The sequence below is a fragment of the Phyllobacterium chamaecytisi genome (assembly GCF_020164455.1).
Classification (GTDB): Bacteria; Pseudomonadota; Alphaproteobacteria; order Rhizobiales; family Rhizobiaceae; genus Phyllobacterium; species Phyllobacterium chamaecytisi.
Genome location: NZ_JAIQWW010000001.1, coordinates 564478 through 584332, shown reverse-complemented (window position 1 = coordinate 584332; position 19855 = coordinate 564478). Strand labels below are relative to the sequence as shown.

The 19855-nt window shown below is 56.2% G+C and carries 21 protein-coding genes; 7 read left to right on the top strand and 14 right to left on the bottom strand.

Going from position 1 to position 19855, the window contains the following annotated elements:
• Window positions 1-2: 2 nt before the first annotated feature.
• The 6 genes from LB462_RS03030 to LB462_RS03005 form a co-directional block, all read right to left on the bottom strand.
• Window positions 3-464 (bottom strand): 6,7-dimethyl-8-ribityllumazine synthase, encoded by a 462-nt coding sequence (locus tag LB462_RS03030; protein ID WP_112530968.1) that lies wholly within the window; start codon window positions 462-464, stop codon window positions 3-5.
• Between the two features lie 167 nt (window positions 465-631).
• Window positions 632-1246 (bottom strand): riboflavin synthase, encoded by a 615-nt coding sequence (locus LB462_RS03025; RefSeq protein ID WP_224505894.1) that lies wholly within the window; start codon window positions 1244-1246, stop codon window positions 632-634.
• 10 nt (window positions 1247-1256) lie between these two features.
• The gene (gene ribD / locus LB462_RS03020) at window positions 1257-2354 is read right to left on the bottom strand and encodes a bifunctional diaminohydroxyphosphoribosylaminopyrimidine deaminase/5-amino-6-(5-phosphoribosylamino)uracil reductase RibD (protein ID WP_370637036.1); all 1098 of its coding nucleotides are present in this window, start codon (window positions 2352-2354) and stop codon (window positions 1257-1259) included.
• Window positions 2355-2359: 5 nt separating this feature from the next.
• Window positions 2360-2842 (bottom strand): transcriptional regulator NrdR, encoded by a 483-nt coding sequence (nrdR, locus tag LB462_RS03015; RefSeq protein WP_112551308.1) that lies wholly within the window; start codon window positions 2840-2842, stop codon window positions 2360-2362.
• 146 nt (window positions 2843-2988) lie between these two features.
• Window positions 2989-4281 (bottom strand): serine hydroxymethyltransferase, encoded by a 1293-nt coding sequence (gene glyA, locus LB462_RS03010; RefSeq protein WP_224505892.1) that lies wholly within the window; start codon window positions 4279-4281, stop codon window positions 2989-2991.
• Window positions 4282-4452: 171 nt separating this feature from the next.
• Complete coding sequence (locus LB462_RS03005; RefSeq protein WP_224505891.1) at window positions 4453-5733, bottom strand: L,D-transpeptidase family protein; 1281 nt, start codon at window positions 5731-5733, stop codon at window positions 4453-4455.
• A 398-nt stretch (window positions 5734-6131) separates the two neighbouring features.
• Here LB462_RS03005 and LB462_RS03000 point away from each other — a divergent pair, with 398 nt between their 5' ends.
• Window positions 6132-7328 carry a RelA/SpoT domain-containing protein gene (locus tag LB462_RS03000; protein ID WP_224505890.1) on the top strand — a complete coding sequence of 399 codons (1197 nt, stop codon included), beginning with the start codon at window positions 6132-6134 and terminating at the stop codon, window positions 7326-7328.
• 69 nt (window positions 7329-7397) lie between these two features.
• Here LB462_RS03000 and ldtR read toward each other — a convergent pair whose 3' ends face one another.
• From ldtR to LB462_RS02985, 3 genes are all read right to left on the bottom strand, one after another.
• Window positions 7398-7913 carry a transcriptional regulator LdtR gene (gene ldtR, locus LB462_RS02995; protein ID WP_114429215.1) on the bottom strand — a complete coding sequence of 172 codons (516 nt, stop codon included), beginning with the start codon at window positions 7911-7913 and terminating at the stop codon, window positions 7398-7400.
• A gap of 138 nt (window positions 7914-8051) precedes the next feature.
• Window positions 8052-8480, bottom strand: a complete 429-nt coding sequence (locus tag LB462_RS02990; RefSeq protein ID WP_112530829.1) for a DUF6163 family protein — start codon at window positions 8478-8480, stop codon at window positions 8052-8054.
• 10 nt (window positions 8481-8490) lie between these two features.
• A complete protein-coding gene (locus LB462_RS02985) occupies window positions 8491-9546 on the bottom strand; it encodes an enoyl-CoA hydratase/isomerase family protein (RefSeq protein ID WP_224505889.1) in 1056 nt (351 codons plus the stop codon).
• A gap of 152 nt (window positions 9547-9698) precedes the next feature.
• Between LB462_RS02985 and hemB the strand changes: the two genes are divergently transcribed.
• The 6 genes from hemB to LB462_RS02955 all read left to right on the top strand — a co-directional run bounded on the left by hemB (window position 9699) and on the right by LB462_RS02955 (window position 14050).
• Complete coding sequence (gene hemB / locus LB462_RS02980; RefSeq protein WP_224505888.1) at window positions 9699-10736, top strand: porphobilinogen synthase; 1038 nt, start codon at window positions 9699-9701, stop codon at window positions 10734-10736.
• An 80-nt stretch (window positions 10737-10816) separates the two neighbouring features.
• Window positions 10817-11287 carry an RDD family protein gene (locus LB462_RS02975; RefSeq protein ID WP_224505887.1) on the top strand — a complete coding sequence of 157 codons (471 nt, stop codon included), beginning with the start codon at window positions 10817-10819 and terminating at the stop codon, window positions 11285-11287.
• A gap of 51 nt (window positions 11288-11338) precedes the next feature.
• Window positions 11339-11755 carry a hypothetical protein gene (locus LB462_RS02970; RefSeq protein WP_224505886.1) on the top strand — a complete coding sequence of 139 codons (417 nt, stop codon included), beginning with the start codon at window positions 11339-11341 and terminating at the stop codon, window positions 11753-11755.
• 114 nt (window positions 11756-11869) lie between these two features.
• Window positions 11870-12616: an arginyltransferase gene (locus LB462_RS02965; RefSeq protein WP_112551303.1), complete on the top strand. Its 747-nt coding sequence runs from the start codon at window positions 11870-11872 to the stop codon at window positions 12614-12616.
• 9 nt (window positions 12617-12625) lie between these two features.
• Window positions 12626-13057, top strand: coding sequence for a hypothetical protein (locus LB462_RS02960; RefSeq protein ID WP_224505885.1), 432 nt, complete (start codon window positions 12626-12628; stop codon window positions 13055-13057).
• Between the two features lie 90 nt (window positions 13058-13147).
• On the top strand, window positions 13148-14050 hold the full coding sequence (locus LB462_RS02955; RefSeq protein WP_224505884.1) for a DMT family transporter: 903 nt from the start codon (window positions 13148-13150) through the stop codon (window positions 14048-14050).
• A 6-nt stretch (window positions 14051-14056) separates the two neighbouring features.
• Here LB462_RS02955 and LB462_RS02950 read toward each other — a convergent pair whose 3' ends face one another.
• The 5 genes from LB462_RS02950 to LB462_RS02930 form a co-directional block, all read right to left on the bottom strand.
• Entirely contained in the window at window positions 14057-17203 is a 3147-nt protein-coding gene (locus tag LB462_RS02950) for an efflux RND transporter permease subunit (protein ID WP_224505883.1), read from the bottom strand.
• Window positions 17200-18408: an efflux RND transporter periplasmic adaptor subunit gene (locus tag LB462_RS02945; RefSeq protein ID WP_224505882.1), complete on the bottom strand. Its 1209-nt coding sequence runs from the start codon at window positions 18406-18408 to the stop codon at window positions 17200-17202. Before LB462_RS02945 ends, LB462_RS02950 begins: the two co-directional genes overlap by 4 nt.
• A 26-nt stretch (window positions 18409-18434) precedes the next feature.
• Window positions 18435-19157: a TetR/AcrR family transcriptional regulator gene (locus tag LB462_RS02940; protein ID WP_224505881.1), complete on the bottom strand. Its 723-nt coding sequence runs from the start codon at window positions 19155-19157 to the stop codon at window positions 18435-18437.
• 100 nt (window positions 19158-19257) lie between these two features.
• A complete protein-coding gene (locus tag LB462_RS02935; RefSeq protein ID WP_224505880.1) occupies window positions 19258-19551 on the bottom strand; it encodes a HigA family addiction module antitoxin in 294 nt (97 codons plus the stop codon).
• A gap of 12 nt (window positions 19552-19563) precedes the next feature.
• Window positions 19564-19842, bottom strand: a complete 279-nt coding sequence (locus tag LB462_RS02930; RefSeq protein ID WP_224505879.1) for a type II toxin-antitoxin system RelE/ParE family toxin — start codon at window positions 19840-19842, stop codon at window positions 19564-19566.
• Window positions 19843-19855: the final 13 nt, after the last annotated feature.

Genomic DNA, 19855 nt, shown 5'->3' with positions numbered 1-19855 from the left:
GATCAGGCTCCGAGCTTGTCCTTGAGGGCAATCATGGTCAATGCTGCGCGTGCCGCAAAGCCACCCTTGTCCTTGTCTTCACGCCGTGCGCGCACCCATGCCTGTTCTTCATTCTCGACAGTCAGGATGCCATTACCGATGGCGATGCTTTCCTCGACAGCAAGGTCCATCAGCGCGCGGCAGGATTCATTGGCGACGATATCAAAATGATATGTCTCGCCGCGGATGACCGTGCCAAGCGCTACATAACCATCATACTCGGTCCCGCCATCCTCCGCACCATCAAGCGCAAAGGAAATGACAGCTGGCACCTCGAGTGCGCCGGGAACGGTAACGACATCATAGGTGGCATTGGCTTCGTCGAGGGCCAATTTTGCACCATTTAGCAAGGCATCAGACAAATCTTCATAGAATCGCGCTTCCACGATCAACAGATGTGGCGCGTGCGTCTTTTTTTTCGACATGATAGCTCCGAAGGGAATAAATCCACCCCGATGGTCATCTGAAGCGATTGTCTGCGCTCCGGTGCTCATGAACCCAAAAAGTTCACTGCGCTCCGGTTCTCGAAAACCGCATCAGCTAACCTGTCAAGGTGAATTTCAAAAGGTCTCTTTAGTTGTTGGTTCAGGTCCTAGGCTGATTTCGGATATTCTGCAAGCCGTGCAGCGTATCGCGCCATCTGATCTATTTCGATATTGACCTTGTCGCCAACCTTGCGATCGCCCCAAGTGGTCACTTCCAGCGAATGACGAATGAGGAGAACATCGAACTCGTTGCCATTTACACCGTTGACCGTGAGCGACGTACCATCAAGCGCGACGGAACCTTTTTGTGCGATGAACCGCGCAAGTTGCCCGGGCACATGCAGGGTGAAACGAACCGCATCGCCCTCGTCCTCACGCTTGATGATTTCCGCCATCGCGTCGATATGGCCGGATACGAGATGGCCGCCCATCTCGTCACCGAGTTTCAGCGAGCGCTCGAGATTGATGCGTGTTCCGGTCTTCCAGCCGGAAATGGTGGTAAGCCGCAGCGCTTCTTCCCAGGCTTCGGCCTCAAACCAGCGCGCATTGGAGCCTCTTTCGGGAAGGGTTGTTACGGTGAGGCAAACGCCGGAGCATGAAATGGATGCACCGATCTCGATCGTTTCCGGGTCGTAGTTGGTCTCGACACGCAGCAGCACGCCCTCGTTGAGCGGCTTCACCTGACCTATCCTGCCAACATCCGTTACAATTCCCGTAAACATCCGCGATTCCCTAGAGAGGTCTGACATATTCGCTGTAGCGATCTTCACCGAAGCGATATTCATGTGACAGGTTGAAACCACGAGCCATATGGGAGCGCAGTGCAGGCACTACAACCCCGCCTTCACTACCAATTGCAGACGGACCTTCGAACAGGGCCAGGCGATCCACCAAATCTTCCTGCAGGAACGAGCCGGCGACGGTTGCACCACCTTCAACCATCAACGTTGCGACGCCCTGTGCCGCAAGATCGTCCAGCAACTCCGGCAGTGCGGTCGCACCGCAATCGGTTTCGGTCGCGAGGATGCGGCAACCAGCAGCTTCCAATGCTTGCCGTTTGGCTGGATCGGCTTCTGCATTGGCGGCGATCCAAACTGGAACAGTGCCAGCAGTTCTGACCAAGGCGCTATCAAGCGGTAAACGAAGCCGGCTATCGAGCACGATGCGGGTAGGAGAACGGGCCTCCAGGCCCGGCAAGCGACAGGTCAGCAGAGGATCATCGGCAAGAACCGTTCCGATACCGACAAGGATCGCATCGGACTCGGCGCGCATGAGATGAACCTGCGCGCGCGATACCGGACCGGTGATCGCAACCTGCCCGCGCCCCTTGCTGCCGATGAAGCCGTCGCTCGAAAGCGCAAGCTTTAGAGTCACTTCCGGACGTTTCTTGGAGGATCGAATCAGGTAACCGGCGAGGTAGTCGGCAGCTTCTGCCCGGAGCACATTTTCCTCGACTTCGATGCCGGCAGTGCGCAGGATGGCATAGCCCTTACCAGCCACGCGTTCATCGGGATCGCTTGCAGCCGAGACTACGCGGATCACGCCAGCCGTCGCCAGCGCATTGGCGCAAGGGGGAGTCCTGCCGTGGTGGGCACACGGCTCCAATGTCACATAGGCCGTGGCGCCGCGGGCTTTCTCGCCAGCTTCGAGCAGAGCCTGTGTTTCCGCATGCGGCCGTCCACCTATGGCGGTAACGCCGCGTCCCACGATCACGCCGTCCTTGACGATCAGTGTCGCGACGGAGGGATTTGTTCCGGTCAGCCCCTGATGGCTGCGTGACAAGCGAATGGCCGCTGCCATGTAGCGGCGATCAAGCGAAGAAGCTGTCATCGGGCTCATTCGTCCTTGACAGGCTCGGCTGCGATGTCACCGGCTGTAATCTCATCGATGACATCGTGAAAGTCCTTGGCTTCGCGGAAATTGCGATAAACCGAAGCAAAGCGGATATAGGCAATGTCGTCGATGCCCTTCAGCGCGTCCATCACCAGCCGGCCAATCTCATCGGAGCTGACCTCCGGCTCGCCAGAGCTTTCCAGCTGACGAACGATACCGGATACGGCGCGCTCCACTCGCTCGGGATCGACCTGCCGCTTGCGCAATGCGATTTCAACCGAACGCATCAGCTTGTCGCGATCGAAAGCAACCTTGCGGCCGCTTTTCTTGACGACGGAAAGGTCACGCAGTTGCACGCGTTCGAAGGTGGTGAAGCGTCCGCCGCAATCGGGACAGACGCGCCGGCGCCTGATTACGGCACCATCTTCCGCGGGGCGGGAATCTTTCACCTGAGTATCTTCGGACTGGCAATAGGGACAACGCATCGATGAGCTCTCTGAACGCGATTCTAAAATCGCTGCAAAGATAGGGTCTTTCGCTGCGAGATTAAAGCGTTCCTACGATACGAACTGTTAACCAATAGACGTATGGCAACAATCTCCCCGGTGCCGGGGAGATTGTTGCCAGTGTATTATCCAAGGTATGGATAGAGCGGGAAGCGGTCCGTCAGCGTAACGACCTTCTGCTGAACCGCCTTTTCAACGGCAGCGTTCCCCTCGTCGGAATTGGCCACCTTGAGGCCGTCCAGAACTTCCGAAATCAGATTGCCGATTTCGGTGAATTCTGCCGCACCGAAGCCACGTGTCGTTCCGGCCGGTGTACCGAGGCGGACGCCGGACGTAACGAAAGGCTTCTCCGGATCGAACGGGATGCCGTTTTTGTTGCAGGTGATGTTGGCCCGTCCGAGAGCTGCTTCGGCACGTTTGCCGGTTGCATTCTTCGGGCGCAAATCGACCAGCATCAAATGATTATCGGTGCCGCCAGAGACGATATCGAGGCCGTTCTTCTTCAATGTTTCGGCCAGTGTCTTCGCATTGGCGGCGACATTCTGGGCATAGGTCTTGAATTCCGGCTTCAACGCTTCGCCGAATGCAACGGCCTTCGCAGCGATGACATGCATGAGCGGGCCACCCTGAAGCCCGGGAAAAACGGCCGAATTCATCTTCTTGGCGATTTCAGGATCATTGCTGAGGATCATGCCGCCGCGCGGACCGCGCAACGACTTGTGTGTCGTCGTGGTGACGACATGCGCATGCGGGACGGGAGACGGGTGTACGCCAGCTGCAACGAGACCAGCGATATGCGCCATATCGACCATAAGATAAGCGCCGACGCTATCTGCGATTTCGCGAAAACGCTTCCAATCCCAGATGCGCGAATAGGCGGTGCCGCCGGCAAGGATCAATTTCGGCCTGGTCTCATGCGCTTGCCTCTCGATCGCATCCATGTCGAGGAGGTGATCGTCCTGACGTACGCCATAGGACACGACCTTGAACCATTTGCCGGACATGTTGACGGGCGAGCCGTGGGTAAGGTGACCACCTGAATTGAGATCGAGACCCATGAACGTATCGCCCGGCTGCAGGAGGGCGAGGAAAACCGCCTGGTTCATCTGGCTGCCGGAATTGGGCTGGACATTGGCAAATTCGCAGCCAAACAGCTGCTTGGCACGCTCGATCGCCAATTCCTCGGCAATGTCAACGAACTGGCAGCCGCCATAATAGCGCTTGCCCGGATAGCCCTCGGCGTATTTGTTGGTCATGATCGAGCCCTGTGCTTCGAGCACCGCGCGCGACACGATGTTTTCCGATGCAATCAGCTCGATCTCATGGCGCTGACGGCCAAGTTCCTTGCGGATGGAGCTGAAAATCTCCGGATCGATTTCTTCGAGCGATGCGTTGAAAAATGTATCTGCATTCGACATGGTGACAGGACCCTCATTTGCCGGTGGGGAATTCATAGGTAATTGCGGCGCATTATCATACTTAAATACCCAAGGCCAATGGCCGGTACGCGAAAAGCAATAGCCCGAAACCGCCCTAACAAAAAGACCGCCCGAAGGCGGTCTGTTTGTCAGGCATGTGGGCTGCACCGATCAGGTGTTCGTTCCGATCGACAGGGCGGCCTGTCCGTCCATCTCGTAGATGTCGTCACGCAGGTGGACGACACCGTCGCCCGTCGACCAAGCGCTCACATAAACAAAATGCAAAGGCACCGGATTGGTGACTGCGATCGGCGTATTGACGCCGGTCTTGATCGTCGCTTCCATCGTCTGGCGATCCCAGCCCGGCGTGTCGCGCAACAGCCAGACGTTCAGGTCGCGAACATTCTGGACACGCACGCAGCCCGAAGAGTCGAAGCGCATAAGCTTGTTGAAAATGCCCTGTTGCGGCGTGTCGTGCATATAAACCGCATATTGATTCGGGAAGTTGATCTTCGTCGAGGACATGGCGTTGATCTTGCCCGGGTCCTGGCGGAACATCAGCTTGACCGCATCGTCAGTGTTCCAATCTACAGTCTCCGGCGCAATTTCCTCGCGTGTCTGCTCGTTGAACAGCCTGATCTTGTTGCGCGTCAGATAGGTCGGATCCTTGCGCATCAGCGGAATGATATCCTTCTGGATAATCGACTTTGGCGCCGTCCAGTAAGGATTGAGGATGACTTCCTGAATCTTGGAGTCGAGAATTGGCGTCTGGCGATCGATCTTGCCGACGATGGCTGTGTGGCGTTGAGCGACACGGCCAGCCTCGACGGCTTCGATCTGCGCAGCCGGAATGTTGACCATGACATAACGCGGGCCCTGATCATCGCTGGAGAGCTTGCGCAGGCGTTCGAGGTTGGTGTGCAACTGGCCAAGGCGAATATCGGCCGGAACATTCATTGCAGCGAGCGAGTATTGCCCCATGACGCCATCGGCCGGGAGACCGTGACGCGACTGAAAACGCTTCACTGCGGCATCGACATACGTGTCGAAAGAATTCGATAAGCCGGCTGTTTCGGCAAGATCACCGGAAATCATCAGGCGCTTGCGCATGGCAGGAACGGAAGGATCAACAACGCCGAGCTGCAACTTTACTGTCGGCTGCACTGTGGGCCAGCCGCCGCCGCTGACAATCTGATTGTATGTATTGATCGCACTCTCGGTGAAGGAAACCGTCTCCCGGCTTGCGATCGGCTGGAAGCCGGCGACTTTAGCACGGGTCGTCGAGCGGGCATCAAACTGGTCATCCCAGTTACCGCGACGCGGAGCGGCAAGAATTTCGCCAATATCCGTCTGCTGTGCAAAGGCCGATGTTGTTACTGCGGCAAGACCAGCAGTTGCCACACCAGTCAAAAAGGCGCGGCGATCAAGTGCTGATGATCCAAATTTCTTCATATTTTGTCCAACCCAACTGGAAATCTGCCGTCAACCCGCCGCTTACAAAGAAAAACAGCTCCGGTCGCGAAAATTATCAGGAACACTCTTAACAAACAGCAACATTCGCACTGATCGCGCAATTGTGATGGTTCAAATGCCGACCAGCCCTCTCCGGCTGTCTATGGAACTTCACTGAATATGTGTTGTGGCATTTCCACGGCAATATGGCGGATTAATGACTGCGGGGCAGGCGCAAGCTCGGATATCAAACGACCATCGCTAAAGCATTTAATCAAAAAACATCCTCTCACGCGGCAAGACTAAAGTTGAATTGACGCCATAACTGGTTTGTAGGAATATTATCCCCTGTTTTACTTTGTGATCCAAGAGATATTCATGATATGAATAATTGCACCGTGGTTGATTCGCTCATATCGGACGAAACCGCTGAAATCGATTTCATGGATTCAATGACTGAATATCCACACCTAGCCTATCCTATGAGAGCGGTTCGCCGCGCTGGTGAATTGCTGGCGGGCGACATCCTTTGGACTGATGAAAACCGAGACGCAGCGCTGGAAACTTTCGCCATAGCGAATAGCTGGCGAGATTCGCATGTCTATCCAATGAGAAGTGTACGCGGTTCCGTAGTCCAACGGATGCGACAAGGGCACATCGGTGGATTTACCGCCGCTCGGCCTAAACGCATGTCTTCCATAAGAAATAAATTGCGCCGCTACAGCGTGAATTTGGAACAGATTAATGACATTGCCGGTTGCCGTGCAGTACTTGACGACATTGATGGGGTTCGGCAGCTAATAGCAGCATGCCGCGAAATTCCACACGAGCTTAAGAAAGAATATCCCTATATCGACGAGCCGAAGGATGACGGCTATCGAAGTCACCATATGGTTTTCTCATTCAGCGGTGGGACCCAAAGATCTGCGTTTTCTGGACGGCGGATAGAACTACAAATTCGAACTCGGCTTCAGCACTCATGGGCGACTGCCGTAGAGGCTGTCGGTTTGTACAGAAATGAGGATATGAAGGCAGGACAGGGCAACCGGGATTGGCTAAGGCTCTTCCAATTAGTTTCCTTGGAGTTCGCATTTACTGAGGGATGTCATCCGATTACGGAGTTGCCGTCACGAGATCATCGCATAGCTGAGATTCGAGTCTTGAATGGTAAACTTGGCGCCATCAAGTTTCTTGACGATCTGAAGAATGCTACCAGCTATTTCAGCAATTTTGTCCACGGCGAAGATCGGCCCAACTTTTACCTGATTAAATACGATAACACCGATCATTCGGTAAGAGTAGAAGGTTATTCAAGCCCGCTTGCCAGTTCCGCTTCGTTGGGGGCAGTTGAACAGCGCGTTGAAACAGGTAACGACAATATTAATGCCGTTCTGGTTGAAGTGAGTAAGATCGACCGACTGGTTGAGGCCTACCCGAATTATTTTGGAGACGTCACCCTATTCACCAAGAATTTGAGAGCCATTTGTGACGGAAAACAAGCTATTGAGTACACAATGGCGCGGCAACAAATTGTAGCACCAAAGCCAAAAGTAACGCCCGACTTGTCGTGGTTCAAACGGCGACATCGCTGGTAATAGACAAAACAAACAAAGCCCGCCTTCGTTCCGCACGAAGCCGGGCTTTTGCTGTGGAGCCGCATGCGCTTACATGCGGTAGGCGATGCTATCGTTCCAGAAGCGGTCGAGGCGCTGCAGTGCCTTGTTCATCGACTGGAATTCTTCTGCCTTGATGCCACCGACATGCTCGATCGATGCGACATGGCGTTCGTAGAGACCCGCAACCAGTTCCGCGACTTCGGTTCCCTTTTCGGTCAGGCTGACCCGGACCGAACGGCGGTCGGTGCGTGAACGTTCATGGGAGATGAAGCCGAGTTCGACGAGTTTCTTCAGATTGTAGGAAACGTTCGAGCCCAGATAATAACCGCGGCTGCGTAGTTCGCCGGCGGTCAGTTCCGCATTGCCGATGTTGAAAAGCAGCAATGCCTGGATGGCGTTGATGTCGCTGCGACCATTGCGGTCGAATTCATCCTTGACCACATCAAGCAGACGACGATGTAACCGTTCGACCAACTGAAGTGCTTCAAGATATAGTGTACGCAATGCTGTATCACTAGGTGTTGAACGCTGGTTCTCACCAGACTTTCTCTGTGTGTTGTTCATAGTACCTGCCTCACTGTTGTTTCGGTGTATTTTTCTCACCGTTGAGGAGACACTATCGAATACGCATAAAATTCGACTTAAAACACAGACTTAACAGTGCGTTACCGCGAATGAATCAATTTCAATCTTAATGAAGACTTACCTGATGGGCTTTGCGTGCTGGCGCTTCTGCACGAAAAGCACAATCCGGAAGAGAATATAAAGTAGCGCCACGCAGCCATGGACGATGGCGATCTGCGGCCTGTAGAAAAAGTAATTGGAGAAAACCGTGAACATCAGCGTTTCGCCCAATGCGGCCACAAACCATATGACCGGGCCCCAGGAGACCATCATCCACAACCCGGTCGACGCCACGGGATAGAGCATGGCAAGCGAGACGGTCGCGACCTTCCATTGCCATGGCATCAGGTCGAAGCGCCAGAGCATGCCTTCATAGTAGCCGCTGAGCTGCGCCCAATAGCCGACGCCTGCGACGAGGCAATAAATGGAGACAAGCCGCAGGAACCACACGAAGCCGAGTTGGGCCATTGTCGCGTCGAATGGCAGATGAGTCGGCCTATCGCTCATGTATGTCTATTCATGTCAGTTGTAGTTCCCGCTCGCCCAGTGATGCGAAATAGGCATCGACCATTTCGGGCGTTATATCGTCAATTTTCGCGGGCTGCCACACGGGCATATTGTCCTTGTCCACAAGTAGCGCACGTATACCCTCATAAAAATCATGGTTCTCGAGCATGCGGCATAGAATGCGGTACTCCATCTGCATACATTGATCCATGTCGAGATCCCGGCCGTCTTCGATCTGCCGGAACGTCACATGCAGGCTCGTCGGCGAACGGGTCTTGATGAGATCGAGGAGCTTTTGCGCCTCCTCGCTGCCATTTACGCCGGCCGCAGCCAGGCGGATCACGCAACCGCCCAGTGTTTTCGAATCGAACAGCACGCCGATCATATCGCGGGTTTTTTCGGGCGTTTCATAGTCCGGGTTGATGGTCTTGCCGCGTAGTGCCGTTTCGGGATTGCCGGTTCTGATCAGGCTGCGCCGCAGCTTCTCCTTGTTTTCCGCCTTGATGGCGTGGGTGGCAATACCGCTTTGAAGGCAATCACCCTGGCGGATGCGATTGCCCGTCAGCGCAAGATAAGTGCCGAAATGTTCCGGAAGATGCGGAAGAAAGGCACTTCCTCCAACGTCGGGAAAAAAGCCGATGCCAACCTCCGGCATTGCGAACACGATATTTTCTGTGACGACCCGATACGAGCCGTGGACGGAAATTCCAACGCCGCCACCCATGCAGATACCATCGATCAGCGAGATATAGGGTTTCGGAAAGTGCCTGATATAGGCGTTGAGGCGGTATTCTTCGGCAAAGAATTCATAGAAGGGCCGACCGGTCCGGCCGGCGTGATAGACCGCAAGAATATCGCCGCCAGCGCAAAAGGCCCGCCCCTCGCCCTCGACAAGGACGCAATGGACATCGGAATCGGTCGACCACGCGACAAGTGCACGATGTATCGCGCCGACCATGTTGCGCGTCAGCGCGTTCAAGGCTTTCGGCCGCGTCAGGCGAATGAGACCAGCCTTGCCGCGGCGCTCGAATACGACTTCCCCCTCGCCGCCGAAATCGATCTCCATGCTCCCCTCCGAACCTTCGTAACAGAGGTTAGGAAACTCTGGCACACCGCGTCAATGGATCACATCTAAGGCCGGGCATCTTGGTCAACAGGACGTTCCCTGTTAAAACGATTCCAAACAACGAGGAAATGCCAACGTTCGGCTGAGCAATCATGAACAAACATCCAACGTTTCAAACACGTGCGGCAAGAACAGTCGATGAAATCACGAAAGGCCGCCGCCTGCGACGCATGCGCAAGGCCGATTGGTCGCGACGTCTGGTTCAGGAGAACCAGCTGACAGTCGATGATCTGATCTGGCCGATTTTCCTGTGCGAGGGCACGAACCGGCGCGAGGACATCAACGCCATGCCGGGTGTTCAGCGTTTTTCCGTCGATATGGCGGTGCGAGAGGCGGAGCGCGCGGCCAAGCTCGGCATCCCCGCTATCGCCACGTTTGCCAATATCGATGCGGACCTGCGCGACGATGCGGGTTCCGGCATTCTCGATCCCGATAATCTCATCAACCGTGCGACGCGGGCGATCAAGAGCGCGGTGCCGGAAATCGGCATGATCACCGACGTTGCGCTCGATCCTTTCACGAGCCACGGCCATGATGGCATCCTGCGCGATGGTATCATCGTCAATGACGAGACCGTCGAGCAGATCACCCGAGGCGCCGTGCTGCAGGCAGCAGCGGGTGCCGATATCATTGCGCCGTCGGACATGATGGACGGGCGTATTGGCGCCATCCGCGATGCGCTGGACCAGAACGGCTTTCAGGACGTGGCGATCATGGCCTATGCCACGAAATTCGCCTCGGCTTTCTATGGCCCTTACCGCGAGGCGATCGGAACGTCGGGACGTTTGAAGGGCGACAAGAAGACCTATTATATCGATCCGGCAAACAGCGATGAGGCGGTACGCGAGGCCGAGCAAGATCTGGCCGAGGGCGCGGATTCGCTCATGGTCAAGCCTGGCCTGCCCTATCTCGATATCATCCGCCGGCTAAAAGACACATTCGCCGTGCCGACCTTCGCCTATCAGGTGTCAGGTGAATATACGATGATCAAGGCTGCTGGCGCCAATGGCTGGATCGACGAGGAGCGGGTCATGATGGAAACGCTCCTGGCCTTCAAGCGGGCCGGCTGCGACGGCATCCTGACTTATTTTGCACCGACTGTGGCGGAACGTTTGAAAGCCGGTTATTGAAATCTTCTTGATATTTTGTTCTCGAATTCCCAATTTCAACGCAAACGGCGATATGTCCGTCTTGTGAAACAGGAAATGAAATGAACACGAAGACCCTTGATGGCGAAATTGTCACCAACCGCCTCGATGATTGGCGGCTGTATCAGGGTGTGCGCACGAGCCGCATCTTCGCGTTCCTGATCGATTATGTGATCGTTTTCTTCCTGTGCATTCCCGTTGCCATCCTAATTGCCATCATCGGTGTGGCAACGCTTGGTCTCGGCTGGATATTGTATGGCATCATGTTCCCTGTTGTCGCCCTTGCCTACGTCGCGACGACGCTGGGCGGATCGCGCCAGGCGACCAAAGGCATGCAGATGATGGGCTTGAAGCTGGAACGGCTTGACGGGCAGAAGGTCGATGGCTTGCTTGCGATCGTTCATACCGTCCTGTTCTGGGGGCTGAATGTGGTCCTGACGCCGCTCATTCTGCTGGCAACACTGTTTCTCGATCGCAAACGCACTGTCCACGACCTTTTGCTCGGCACAGTGGTCGTTCGCGCATACAACTAACTCCTCGGGGCTCCTGATCTGGAGCCCTTCTTCATTTGGTTTTGTATTATCATGAACTTGCGCTCTTTCGCGTTCGCATTTGCGGCGCTTTTCTATGGTTTCTGCACCGTGAACAGCATGGCGGCGTCTCCGTCAGGACGGTTTTGCGGCGAGATGATTTCCAGCGGAGATTATCGTGATGTGGAGACCACCCTGAATGTCGCCAGGGATGGCCATCTCTCCGGCACCTATGAACTCGATGAGCCGGACGGCCGCGTCGAAGGCAGCCTGGTGGAGAAGGACCTTGGAAGTGGCACGTCTCGCGCCCTAGTCTGGACTGACAAATATGGGACCGGGCTTCTCTACCTCGATTTCTCCAGTGATTTTGACGGCTTCAACGGAAGCTGGGGCGGCTCGGTCAATGACAAGTATGATGCACCCAGCCATTCATGGAATGGCGCGCGCTGCGGCGGCGGTTCGGTCAGATAACAGCTACTGAACCTAACTCTCCCAAGACATACACATCTGAATACAATATAATTGAATTGACGTTTCAGGCGGTCATAGGATTCTATAGGTGTTACGACCGTCTCAGGACCTTGGATGACCCATCAGCCGCAGCAATCACCGCAGTTCTTCCTGACAGCGCCTTCGCCCTGTCCTTACCTGGAGGGTCAGCTTGAGCGCAAGGTCTTCACGCATCTCGTAGGCGGGCGCGCCGCAGAACTCAATGAGCTGCTGACGCAGGGCGGCTTCCGCCGCTCGCAGAACATCGCCTATCGCCCGGCCTGCGAGAACTGCAGAGCCTGCGTATCGGTACGTATCCTGGCGGGCGAGTTCAAGCAGGACAAGTCGATGCGCCGGGTCTGGAACCGCAACCGCGATTTGATCGGGAATATCCACCACGCCGAGCCGTCTACCGAACAATATTCGCTGTTCCGGCATTATCTCGATGCGCGCCACAACAAGGGCGGCATGTCGGAGATGACGGTGCTCGACTATGCGATGATGGTCGAGGATACGCATGTGCCGACACAAATCATCGAATACAGGCGGCGCGGACCGGATTCCTTCATTACCAAGAAGGGCGAAGGCGAACTCATCGCCGTCGCCCTGACGGACGTGATGGGGGATGGGCTGTCGATGGTCTATTCCTTCTTCAACCCTGAGCATGCGAGCCGCTCGCTCGGCACATTCATGATCCTCGATCATATACAGCGCGCTGCGGCTGCCGGTTTGCCACATGTCTATCTCGGCTATTGGGTCGAGGGTTCGCGCAAGATGCAATATAAAATTCGCTACAAGCCTCAGGAACATCTCGGCACAAAGGGCTGGGAACGACAGGATTAGATCGACCCGATGAGCTTTGTACCAGCCAATTTTGTGCCCCCAATCGGACTTGACGGGCAAGGTTTCCGGCTCGAGCCCCTCGGGCCGCAGCACAATCTGTCGGATCACCAGGCGTGGTCCTCGAGCATTCCCCACATCCTTGCAACGCCGGGTTTCAGCGACTGGCCGCCACTGCAAGGCATGAGCCTCGAAGCCAATCTTGGCGATCTCGAAGAGCACGCTCGCGATTTTACCAACCGCACCGGCTTTACCTATACGGTGCTGGAAGGTTCGCAGGTGATCGGCTGCGTCTACATCTATCCCTCAAAGCAAGACCCGGCGTTAACGGTCGTGAGGTCCTGGGTCACCGCCGACCACGCCTATCTCGACACGCCGCTGTACGAGGCGGTTTCCAGCTGGCTCAAAACATCCTGGCCGTTTGAACACGTCTTGTATCGCTGAACTTCGTTTTAGGGTCCGGCGGCCTCTGGACGAAGATTGTCCTTCCAGCTAGACCACGCGGCATAACAAAAATACGGGAAACGCCGCCGCATGTCTCAACTTCATCTCGATCACCGCAAGGGCCTGCTTATCACTGGCCTCGGCGGATTGATCCTGTCAGCCGATATTCCTCTGCTCCGGCTCGGTGAAGGCGAAACATGGTCGACGCTGCTTTTGCGCAGCGGCACGACATTCATCAGCGCTTTTGTCATCTGGGCGGTGTGGAGTCTTGCGACAGGCCGGGCGCGTACGATTGTTCCGGGCCGCGTCGGGTTTTTGGTCGCAGGTCTCTATGGCCTCGCCTCGATCTGCTTCATGATCGCGGTCTATAATACGAAGACGGCTAATCTTGTCTTCATCCTGGCGTTCAACACCGTGTTTTCAGCGTTGTTGTCCTGGGTATTCCTGAAAGAACGGCCGAAGACTGTCACGTTCATCGCCATGTTCTTCATGCTGATCGGCGTCGGAATCATTGTGCGCGAGGGGCTATCCTCCGGTCATGTGTTCGGCGATCTGGTGGCGCTGCTGTCCACCTTCATTCTCTCCACAGCGATCACGGTCAGCCGCTCTTCGGGCAAGGATATGGGCTTTGCTGCGATCATCGGCACGATATTGCCGTTGATTGTCGCTGCCTTCATGGTCTCGCAGAATGGTTACACCGTAGCAGTACCCGGCTGGATCATTTTCAACGGCGCGGTCGTAACGACCCTCGCCTTCCTTTGCCTCGCCGCTGGCCCACGGTTTCTTTCGGGACCTGAAGTTGCCATGTTCTATTTGCTGGAAACCGTGTTGACGCCGATCTGGGTCTGGCTGGTCTTTGCTGAAAGGCCAAGCGATCCGACCCTTGTGGGCGGGATCATCATCATCGCGTCACTCGTAGGTCATTCGCTTTGGCAGATGTATCACGTGCGCAAGAGGTCACGGATGGCAGGCCTGGTCCGCCATCCGATCTGATCTTACCTACTCTGCCGCCTCAATAGCAGGCTTCGAAGGAAGCAGCGGAACGGTGTGAATGCCGGGTCTAACGACAATCCCCGGCTCATCCGGCTTGTTCGGACGGAACGACCAATGGAATACACGCGCTGTCCAGCGGCTGACATCGTCCATGATCGTGTAGAAAGAGGGCACGAACACCAGTGACAGAACGGTCGAGATCAAGAGGCCGCCAATCACCGCAATCGCCATCGGCGCACGGAATTCGCCGCCATCACCGAAAGCCATGGCTGCGGGCAGCATCCCGGCCGACATGGCAATCGTGGTCATGACAATCGGGCGGATACGCTTGCGGCCTGCGTCGATGATCGCTTCGTTACGCGGTATGCCATGTTTCACCTCTTCAATGGCGAAATCGACGAGCATGATAGCGTTTTTGGTGACGATACCCATCAGCATCAAAATACCGATGACGACCGCCATGGAGACCGAATTATTGGTCAAGAGCAGCGCGACGGCAACACCGGCGATCGACAGCGGCAATGACATCAAAATGGTGAAGGCGTGGAAAATACTGCCGAACAGCAGGATAAGCACGACGAACACCAGCATCAGGCCCATGATCATGGCATCGCGGAACCCGGCAAAAACCTCGCCCATGACTTCGGCGTCGCCGGTTTCCTGAATACGCACGCCTTCCGGCATGGATTTCGCCTCCGGCAGGTTCTTGACGATGGCGAGCCCCTCGCCGATCTCCTTTCCGTTCGCCATATTGGCGCCGACAACGATACGGCGTTCGCGATTGAAACGCTCGATCGAGGATGGTCCCTGCCCGAAACTGATCTGGGCAATGGATTCCAGCGGGACCACGACTCCCGATGGTGTGGTCACGGTCAGCGTACTGAGAATCGACAGATCGCGGCGGGATTCTTCGGTCAGCTGAACGCGGATCGGTATCTGGCGATCGCCGACGGTGTATTTGGCAAGATTCGGATCGAGATCCCCTTGCGTTGCCACACGCAACGCGTCCGACAGTGCTGTCGTGGAGATGCCCAGCTCCGCCAGCTTGTCCATGCGCGGCGTCACGATGATTTCCGGTCGATCAAGCGCCGCCGTGGAGGAGACCGCCTGAAAGTTGCCAGTCGCAGTCATCGCGCTCTGAAGCGAGCGAGCCTGTTCGTTGACCTTGTCGCCGTTGCTCCCGATGACGCCGACAGCGAATTCCCGCTCGCCGCGATCATTGACGAAATTCGCCCGCAAATCAGGTACTTGCGATAGTTTGTTGAAAATATCGACCTCGACCTGCTTCTGCGTGCGTTCACGCTCGCTTTTGTGGCTGAGCTTGACGATCATCGTTGCGCGGCGGGTGTCGAGAGAGCCGGTCGGCGAGGCGCCGCCGGTTATATAGGTTTGCTGGACTTCGGGAATTTCGCGTACCAGCGATGCGGCTTCGTCGGTTACCCGGCGCGTCTCATCGATGGGTGCACCTGGCGGCAGTTCGAGACTGACCGCGACACGCGCTTCATCCTGCGGCGGCACGAAGCCGGCTGGCAGAAAGCCCATGGCCCAGATGGCGATGGCAAATATGGCCACGCCACTGAGCAGCGTCAGCCATCGATAACGCAGAGTGACGGTGAGAAAACGGGTATAGGCCTTTATCCAGCCGGTCTCCTGCTCGCCGTGATGCAGGCTCTTGCCATCGCGCAGAAGATAGGCCGTCATCATCGGCGTTATCAGACGGGCGACGAGCAGCGAAAAGAACACTGCGACAGCAACTGTCAGGCCGAATTGCTTGAAGTATTGCCCGGCGATGCCGCTCATGAAGCTGACCGGCGCGAAGACGGCGATAATGGTCACCGAAATGGCGATAACGGCGAGACCAATTTCATCAGCGGCTTCGAGCGACGCACGGTATGGCGATTTGCCGGATCGCATGTGCCGGACGATATTCTCGATCTCGACGATGGCATCATCGACAAGGATACCCGTCACCAGCGTGATACCAAGCAAGCTGATCAGATTGAGCGAAAATCCCAGCATGTCGATGGCCCAGAAGGTCGGGATTGCCGACAGTGGCAAGGCGATGGCTGCAATCAGGGTAGCGCGGATATTACGCAAGAACAGGAAGACCACCACGATAGACAACAATGCGCCTTCAACCAATGAACTCATGGCGGATTCATAGTTGCCGTAGGTGTAGTTCACCGAATTATCGATGATGCTGAAACGGGCGTCGGGATATTTCTGCTGCAGCTGATCCATTCGGGCTTGCACGAGCGCATAGACATCGGCATCGCTCGCACCCTTGGCGCGGAATACGCCGAGCGATACCACCGTCTGATTGTTCACACGCGCAAAGGACTTTGGCTCTTCATAGGCGTCGGTGATCGCTCCGAGCTGATCGAGCCGCACGGAACGCCCGCCGGCAATAGGGATTTCCACCGCTCGTAAATCATCAAGAGTGCGCGATGCGCCAAGCGTGCGGATCGTCTGCTGGGTGGTGCCGAGATCGCCGCGCCCTCCGGTCAGGTCGGCATTCATCGACTTCAGCGCACGATTGACATCGGCAGCCGTCACACCAAGCGCGGTCAATCGATCGGGATCCAGCGCCACACGGATTTCGCGGGTAACACCGCCATAGCGCTCGACACGCCCAACGCCCTTCAGGCCCTGGATATCGCGGAGAATCTTGTCATCGACGAACCAGGAAAGCTCTTCCGACGTCATGGTTGGCGCCGAGACGCCGTAAGTCAGGATCGCAGAACCCTCCACGTCGACAGAATTGATTATCGGTTCCTTGATCGTTGCGGGAAGGTCATCGCGGATACGCGAAACTGCGTCCTTGACGTCGTTCAATGCCTTTTGTGTATCGACCTCGAGCCGGAACTCCACGAGCGTCGTGGAATTGCCCTCGGTCAAGTTGGTCGTGACGTTCTTGACGCCGGTGATATTCGCCACCGAATCTTCGACCCGCTTGGCGATCTGCGTTTCAAGTTCTGTTGGCGCCACGCCCGGATCGGTGACGGAGACCGAGATCAAAGGCACATCGATATTGGGAAAGCGTGTGATAGGCAGTTTGGCAAAGGCCATCAGGCCAAGCACCACCAGCACGACGAATAGCAGGATCGACGGAACGGGGTTGCGGATGGACCAGGCGGAAATGTTCCAGTTCATTTGATGGCCCCCGTCGCCTCGTCGGTTACCCGGACAGGCGTGACGCGGTCACCATTGGCTACGAACGTACCGGCACGCGCCACGACATCTTCGCCCTCGCCGAGACCCTGCAACACCTCGACAGCACGATCATTGCGAATGCCAAGCTCAACCTTGCGGCTGTCGATGACACCATCCTTGACCACCTGTACGAGCGCTGAAGTGCCATGGTAGACCACGGCGGAAAGCGGAACGCTGACGCCTTCGCGGCGGGTCAGCTCAATTACCGCGCGGGCAAAGTTGCCGGGCCGGATCGATGCATTCCTGTCGAGCGCGATTTTGACCGAACCGAGACGCGAGCTTGCGGTGATCTCCGGCGATATGAGGCGGACACGGCCGGCGACCGGGTCGTCCAGGCCGGACACCCGGACGGAAACCGGCATGTTTTCTTGCAAGCGCGGCAGATCGACCTCTGGGATATTGGCCGCCAGCTCGAAATCGCGATCACGCGCTATGCGGAACAGCGGGCCGGCGTTGAAAGAGACAATTCCACCGAGAAGTGCATTGCGGCTCAACACTACACCGCTTGCCGGCGCCCTCACATCGGCTTTCTCCAGCCGCAGCAGGACATCGCGCTTTTGCGCGGCAACGAGCTGCAATTGCGACTTGGTGGCTGACAGAGCCTGCCGGGCCGTGTTGAGACGCGCATTGGCGCTGTCATGCGCGTTGGTGGCGTTGTCCAATTCCATTTTGGAGTTGATGCCCTTCATTGACAGGGCACGCGCCCTCTCCAGTGCTTCCTGCGCCTGGCGGACAGCAATCTCCGCGTCGACGATCTGCGCCTCGGATTGGGCAATCGATGCATCGGCCTGGGCGCGTTGCGCTTCGATCTGAGCCAGCTGAATTTCGAGCGAGGATTTATCGAGGCGCGCAAGGATATCGCCCTCTTTCACCACGTCGCCCTGATCGGCATTGAGCTCCAGAACAAGCAAACCCGCGACATCGGTGCCAACTGCCACCTCCTGACGAGGCACAATCGTGCCGGTCACGGTGAGCGTTGCGACCATTTCATTAACGCCGGCAGGAATGACGTTGATGACCGGCGGCTTGGCTTCGTGGATTGCTGCCGCCGTTTTCTCTTCGGCAAATCCGCCGGTCGTCAAGAACGATGAGAGGCCCAGGGCAAGAGCCAGGGAAATCAGGACTTTTTTGCTATTCTGGCTCATTGGAAGACCCTGGGTGAGAGCAATATTCATTTGTTTGCCAGAGGCGTTGTCGGTCGCAGTAAGCCGACGGCGAGCGCGCGGAATACCGGCTCCAACGCCTCAAGCGGCACGCCTTGCGCGGGAAAATTACGCATGATTATCCCCTCGCCCATGGCAGCCACTGCTGCCACAGTGAGATCCAGATCGGTGACAGGATCGATCTCGCCGCGTTCCTTCGCTGCGGAAAATGCTGCGAGAAGCTCTTCGCGCATCAGTCCTTCGTGGAGTTCACAGATGGCGGCAACGCTTTCGTTTCGCATGGATTCGGCGCGCACCTCGACGAAAAGACGGGCGCTGGAATCGCGAGGCCCTGGCCCTTCGTCATTCATCGACATCTTGCGCACGTGATCGAGGCCAACATTCGTGATGGCATCAACGATATTATTTGACTGCGACATCCGTGCGAGAATTTCCGCACTTTGCTGGCGATGAGTCGCGGCAATCTTCTCGATGATCGCTTCCTTAGAAGGGAAATAACGATAGAGCGCTCCGGGGCTCATGCCGGCTTCCGAGCAGATCTCGTTCATGGACGCGCCACGAAAACCGGAACGGATGAAACAATTCATAGCGGCGGTGAGGATGCGTTCTTCCTGCACTTCGCGATTGCGCGCGCGCTTGCCGAAGAGCTTGGCGACGAAGCAACGCGGTTCGTCGTCGGCGGCATTGTCAGAAATGTTTGCAGCCTGCTTTGGCAGGGCCTGATCAACCATGAAACACCAAATGAGAGAGAACGTTCTCTCTCATTTACATGGATGATAAGGAAAGATCAATACGAGAATGATCATTCTCGTTTCATTCTCGGCGAAATTTTCAGGCAGAAGATGCTAGGCGGTGTAGACCTCGGGTGATTTCATCGGCCTTCTTGCGCACCTGCGCGACATCGTGGGCAGATTGCATGCTCAGCCAGTGATCCGCCGTACCGCCTATGACATATTCCAGTCGCAACGCCATTTCTGCCGATATCGCACTTTGTCCGGATAGGACGCGGTAAAGCTGTGATCTGGTAATACCCAAAGCCTGCGCAACAGCACTGACAGGAAGTTTCAAGGCGTCGATATCGTCTTTAAGGAGAGCACCGGGATGAGGCGGGTTTTTCATAACCATTATCATGACCTCCTAATGGTAGTCTTCAAAGTCGACATCGAAGGCATTTCCGTCGGACATCGAGAAGGTAATACGCCAGTTTGCTCTCACAGTCACCGCCCACCGACCTTGGCGATTGCCCTTCAAAGAATGCAGTTTCAGCGATGGCCTATCCATGTCTTGTGTTGTGCCTGCCGAATCGAGTGCCGCCAGAATGGATGCAATCCGCGGCACGATATCCTGCGGTAGACGGCTGGCATCGTCCTGCTCATACAGGCGTTTCAGCGCACGACTACGGAACGATTTTATCATAGAATTGTCTCAT

Coding starts and splice junctions, on each gene's coding strand:
- LB462_RS03030 (WP_112530968.1), bottom strand. CDS start 464: ATGTCGAAAAAAAAGACGCACGCGCCACATCTGTTGATCGTGGAAGCG.
- LB462_RS03025 (WP_224505894.1), bottom strand. CDS start 1,246: ATGTTTACGGGAATTGTAACGGATGTTGGCAGGATAGGTCAGGTGAAG.
- ribD (WP_370637036.1), bottom strand. CDS start 2,354: ATGACAGCTTCTTCGCTTGATCGCCGCTACATGGCAGCGGCCATTCGC.
- nrdR (WP_112551308.1), bottom strand. CDS start 2,842: ATGCGTTGTCCCTATTGCCAGTCCGAAGATACTCAGGTGAAAGATTCC.
- glyA (WP_224505892.1), bottom strand. CDS start 4,281: ATGTCGAATGCAGATACATTTTTCAACGCATCGCTCGAAGAAATCGAT.
- LB462_RS03005 (WP_224505891.1), bottom strand. CDS start 5,733: ATGAAGAAATTTGGATCATCAGCACTTGATCGCCGCGCCTTTTTGACT.
- ldtR (WP_114429215.1), bottom strand. CDS start 7,913: ATGAACAACACACAGAGAAAGTCTGGTGAGAACCAGCGTTCAACACCT.
- LB462_RS02990 (WP_112530829.1), bottom strand. CDS start 8,480: ATGAGCGATAGGCCGACTCATCTGCCATTCGACGCGACAATGGCCCAA.
- LB462_RS02985 (WP_224505889.1), bottom strand. CDS start 9,546: ATGGAGATCGATTTCGGCGGCGAGGGGGAAGTCGTATTCGAGCGCCGC.
- hemB (WP_224505888.1), top strand. CDS start 9,699: ATGAACAAACATCCAACGTTTCAAACACGTGCGGCAAGAACAGTCGAT.
- LB462_RS02975 (WP_224505887.1), top strand. CDS start 10,817: ATGAACACGAAGACCCTTGATGGCGAAATTGTCACCAACCGCCTCGAT.
- LB462_RS02970 (WP_224505886.1), top strand. CDS start 11,339: ATGAACTTGCGCTCTTTCGCGTTCGCATTTGCGGCGCTTTTCTATGGT.
- LB462_RS02965 (WP_112551303.1), top strand. CDS start 11,870: ATGACCCATCAGCCGCAGCAATCACCGCAGTTCTTCCTGACAGCGCCT.
- LB462_RS02960 (WP_224505885.1), top strand. CDS start 12,626: ATGAGCTTTGTACCAGCCAATTTTGTGCCCCCAATCGGACTTGACGGG.
- LB462_RS02955 (WP_224505884.1), top strand. CDS start 13,148: ATGTCTCAACTTCATCTCGATCACCGCAAGGGCCTGCTTATCACTGGC.
- LB462_RS02950 (WP_224505883.1), bottom strand. CDS start 17,203: ATGAACTGGAACATTTCCGCCTGGTCCATCCGCAACCCCGTTCCGTCG.
- LB462_RS02945 (WP_224505882.1), bottom strand. CDS start 18,408: ATGAGCCAGAATAGCAAAAAAGTCCTGATTTCCCTGGCTCTTGCCCTG.
- LB462_RS02940 (WP_224505881.1), bottom strand. CDS start 19,157: ATGGTTGATCAGGCCCTGCCAAAGCAGGCTGCAAACATTTCTGACAAT.
- LB462_RS02935 (WP_224505880.1), bottom strand. CDS start 19,551: ATGGTTATGAAAAACCCGCCTCATCCCGGTGCTCTCCTTAAAGACGAT.
- LB462_RS02930 (WP_224505879.1), bottom strand. CDS start 19,842: ATGATAAAATCGTTCCGTAGTCGTGCGCTGAAACGCCTGTATGAGCAG.